The organism is Gelidibacter sp. (assembly GCF_039916245.1).
Taxonomy (GTDB): domain Bacteria; phylum Bacteroidota; class Bacteroidia; order Flavobacteriales; family Flavobacteriaceae; genus Gelidibacter.
Genome location: NZ_JBDSLS010000213.1, coordinates 1 through 4,409, shown reverse-complemented (window position 1 = coordinate 4,409; position 4,409 = coordinate 1). Strand labels below are relative to the sequence as shown.

Here is a 4,409-nt window from a genome sequence, read left to right as displayed (position 1 = left end):
GTCCGTCCACACCATTGCCAGCACCAATACCAATCACAGGAATGGAAACGCTTTCAGCCACATCTTGTGCTAATTTTGCAGGAATCTTTTCCAACACAATAGCAAAACAACCGATTCTTTCGAGCATTAAAGCATCCTCTTTGAGTTTGTCAGCTTCTTCATCTTCCTTAGCTCTTACCGTATAAGTTCCAAATTTATAAATAGATTGTGGTGTCAATCCTAAATGGCCCATCACAGGAATACCGGCATTAAGAATACGCTTAATGGATTCCTTGATTTCTTTGCCACCTTCTAGTTTTACCGCATGTCCACCGCTTTCTTTCATGATTCTGATCGCAGAGCGTAAGGCTTCTTTGGGATCACTTTGATAGCTTCCAAAAGGCAAATCCACAACTACCAACGAGCGTTCAATAGCGCGCACAACACCAGCAGCATGATATATCATCTGATCCAACGTAATTGGTAAGGTCGTTTCATGTCCTGCCATTACATTACTTGCAGAATCGCCAACCAAAATGACATCCACACCAGCACCATCTACAATTTTAGCCATGGTATAATCATATGCCGTAAGCATCGATATTTTTTCGCCATTGGCTTTCATGTCCACCAATGTTTTTACGGTGATTCGTTTATAGTCTTTTTTTGCTACTGACATAGTTTTTTATTTTAATCCTGTAAAAATAAGGAGATTATTTAAATGATATAATATTTAGAAGGGAAATCCCTTTTAGAGTCCGTTATAAACTGCCAATTCCAGATGTTTCATTTCAAATTTCGAGGTGAAATTAATTAGCCTAATCTTTTTTAAAATTGAAAATAAATGAACGGCTGAAAATCGGTCGAAAATGCTTGAAAACATATCACACCAACGATTGACGCGATGATAACTTTGGCAAACCCTGGGCTTTTGGCATAGATTTCTTCTATTTTATCTTTAGTCGTTTGTGGCAGCCAATGCGTAATATAGCCTAAAAGCATGACCCAAAACACCAATTGGTAGTGGACTAAAATATCCCAAGCATAATGCCAATCCATATGATAAGCGACCTGCCTGTACCAACGCGCGATATGATCCATACTTTCGCCTCTAAAATAAATGCGGGTAAAAGTGATAAACGTCAGGGTCACTAAAATTTTCCACCAGCGCGCATACCATTGATTATTGAGTTCATACGGACTTATTTTGCGCCAGAATTTATAAACCACAATTCCCAAACCATTCAGTCCGCCCCAAATTGCAAATTTCCACGAAGCACCATGCCATAAACCTCCAATTAACATGGTTAACATGAGGTTGATATTCGTATTGACTTGATTTTTTACTTTGTCATTAAAAATGGATAGGATATAAATCAGGAGCACGCCACCCAATACGATAGAAACGACCAACATCCCTTGAGACGCATACATGAAACCTACTAATATAATGCTCAAAATGATATAGGAAGCAACAGTGCCCTTGCGATTTCCACCTAAAGGAATGTACAAATAATCCCGAAGCCAGGTAGAAAGGGAGATGTGCCAACGTTTCCAGAAATCGCCGGCATTCGTGGCTTTGTAAGGCGAATTAAAGTTGATGGGCAATTTAAAACCCATCAATAAAGCTAAGCCAATGGCAATATCGGTGTAGCCTGAAAAATCGCCATAAATTTGAAGCGAGTAGCCAATCATGGCCATGACATTCGCAAAGCCGGAAAACATTTCGGGCGCATCAAATACACGATCTAAAAAGTGCATCGCAATAAAATCGGCAAAAATCATTTTTTTGATCAGTCCTTTCAAAATCATAAAAGTTCCGGCATTGAAATCAGCCTTGGTAATGACCGTTGGTTTTGAGATTTGCGGGACAAACGTTTCCGCCCTGACAATTGGCCCTGCCACCAACTGTGGAAAGAAACTCACATAAAATCCGAAATCGAGAATTGACTTTAAGGGCACTAATTTTCTTCTGAAAATATCAACGCTATAACTGATCGTTTGAAACGTATAAAATGAAATACCCACAGGAAGAATGATTTTATCTACCGTAAAATAATTTTGATCATTAAAACTATTGCCCCATTGCGCTAACCAATTGACGATTTCAAAGTTGGTGTGAAACAGCATATTGAAGGAGTCTGTGAAAAAATAAGCGTATTTGAAATAACAAAGCACCGTTAAATTGATCACGACACTTAAGGTAACCAGAACGTAACGTTTGGTTTCCTTTTCACTTTTATGAATGCTTCGACCTATGAAAAAATCGACGAGCGTACTGAAAATAAGAATCCCGATAAAAAGTCCGCTAGTTTTATAATAAAAGAACAGTGAAATCAGGAACAGATAAGAATTCCGAAGGGTGATCTTCTTGTACACAAGAGCAAACAGAAAATAAGCCACAGCAAAAAATATCCAGAAATTTACTTGGGTAAAAATCAGGGGAAAATCTTCCGAAAACGTAAAAATATCGTACAGCCTATTCATTCAATGCTCTATAGTGCTTCAGCAATTCTTCCTTATTTCTATGAGTGGATTTTGCCCAAGCATCAATAAATGCATCCATGAACAAATCAGCAATCATGAGATATCCCAATTGCGTAAAGTGGATGCGATCACGCGGCATCAATTTGTTTTGATGCCATTTGTTTGAGGATCCAAGTCCTCCCATAATTTCATAAAGATCCCAAACTGCCATTTTATATTTTTCGCTCAATTCCATAATCACTTTTTGTTGGGTGGCGGTATTTGGATTCGGAATTTTTCGTTGGTAATAATCATCATTAGGCACATTTAACAAAATGGCACAATCAGGATTAACCCGTTGAATCATGCGAATAAACGCTTCGTAATACGCTCGGAATTTTTCAGCGTCAAATTGGCTTTTAGGCATATACCCGTCGTTCGTGCCAATGGAAATAATGAACAGATCTGGTTTGTAAAGCTCCAATTGTTTTTCAAAATATGCGGAACGGTTATAAAAGGCAAAACTTCCACCGTTAACGCCAATGCTGGTGTATTCAATGCCGTCATTATCATTCATGAATTCCATGCCCATAAGGGCAAACTCTCGATTTACCGTAGCCGTATCTTTCAATATCAACGAAAGACCCACCTCTTCCACTAATTTATTTAGACGAAATTCGCGATACATTTTATCCAAATTTAAGGTGTCAGAAATCACAAGTTCAGGATTTATAATGGACAGATCGTAATCGGATTTCCAGGTATTATAAAAAACTCTCAGCTTGTTGAATTCATAAGGTTGCTTCGTGTAATTTTTATAATTTGATTTGATTTGAATCGTGTCTGATAGCGCTCTAAAAGCCGCTGTCACACCTGCCATTCCCCAAGCAATACTGTCTTTTTTGACTGACGAGCGATAGCCTTGCCATTTTGATTTAGTGCCTTCGATGCGATAATTGGAAGGATTGTTAGTATGCGCCAATTGATATGGAAATACGAATCCGCGTTGTCCTTGAGACACGGTATTGGTATTTTGAAGATAAGTTCTGATTTTATTGGAATAAATATCGGCCTGAATATGGGAGCCGCCAATATGTACAATATGTAGTTTTTGTTTTTTGCCACTATAAACAGAATCTAATTTAGCAAAAAACTGATGGAATGTTGGCGAATTTTCTGCCATTTTAAAGGTATTCGCTTCAAAATTAATCAGATGTCCCAATTTTGGATGGAGGCTGTCCAGAAGATACTTCTGACCAAAAAAAGTGGAGGTCACTAGTAAAAAAAGTAGGGTTAGGCTGTTTTTCATTTCTTAGTGTTTAAATCCAAATACAACGCCAGAAAAAATAATTCGGAGATGATTTTGGTGCCCGAGGGCGAAAAATGGGTATAGTCATTGGCGGCCAATCCTTGGTCCACCCAATGCTGCATTGAGTTTTTTCCGCCCATCGCATCGTACATGCTCCAAAAAGCAATGTCATTATCCTTACAGGTTTGTTTCAATATTTTATTCAGATAAGGTAACAATGGATAGGTTTTCATCTGGCCATTTTCATTCGTCGTCATGTCTGAAGGGCCGATAAAAATGACATTGGCATTACTGCTTTTGCGTTTGACCCAATTGATGTGGTTTTTTAAATAACTGGCATATTCTTTTACCGCTAAGGAATCCTTAAGATAGGGAACCGAGTTACCGCCATATTGAAAAATCAATAATTCGGGTTGTAATTGCTGATACATTTTCTCAAAATTGCCACTATTGGTGCCAGCGAAAATGGTGCCTGAAGAACCTCTCATGGCGACGTTATCTAAGGAAACGCCACTATTCCCATCTAAGGTAAGTCCATAAAAATCGGGGCTTATTTTGCTTTCAATTTCAATTTTAAGATTGGAAGGCGTTGTTGCTAAATCGATAGGAAATTTGTGATAAGAACCATCCGCAATCAAGTGTTCTGATTTGATTA

4 protein-coding genes are annotated in these 4,409 nt (G+C 38.3%); all 4 read right to left on the bottom strand.

What is annotated here, in order from left to right:
- Positions 1 to 658: 3-methyl-2-oxobutanoate hydroxymethyltransferase (gene panB / locus ABIQ28_RS11275; protein ID WP_348037336.1), on the bottom strand; the 658-nt coding region annotated here is incomplete at its 3' end.
- Between the two features lie 149 nt (positions 659 to 807).
- Positions 808 to 2,466 (bottom strand): MBOAT family O-acyltransferase, encoded by a 1,659-nt coding sequence (locus ABIQ28_RS11270; protein WP_348037334.1) that lies wholly within the window; start codon positions 2,464 to 2,466, stop codon positions 808 to 810.
- On the bottom strand, positions 2,459 to 3,754 hold the full coding sequence (locus tag ABIQ28_RS11265) for a GDSL-type esterase/lipase family protein (RefSeq protein ID WP_348037332.1): 1,296 nt from the start codon (positions 3,752 to 3,754) through the stop codon (positions 2,459 to 2,461). Before ABIQ28_RS11265 ends, ABIQ28_RS11270 begins: the two co-directional genes overlap by 8 nt.
- The coding region (locus ABIQ28_RS11260; RefSeq protein WP_348037330.1) for a GDSL-type esterase/lipase family protein at positions 3,751 to 4,409 on the bottom strand (659 nt) is incomplete at its 5' end. The genes ABIQ28_RS11260 and ABIQ28_RS11265, both read right to left, overlap by 4 nt.

What these genes read in the sequence shown, in the direction of transcription:
- ABIQ28_RS11270 (WP_348037334.1), bottom strand. Translation starts at nt 2,466, where the DNA reads ATGAATAGGCTGTACGATATTTTTACGTTTTCGGAAGATTTTCCCCTG.
- ABIQ28_RS11265 (WP_348037332.1), bottom strand. Translation starts at nt 3,754, where the DNA reads ATGAAAAACAGCCTAACCCTACTTTTTTTACTAGTGACCTCCACTTTT.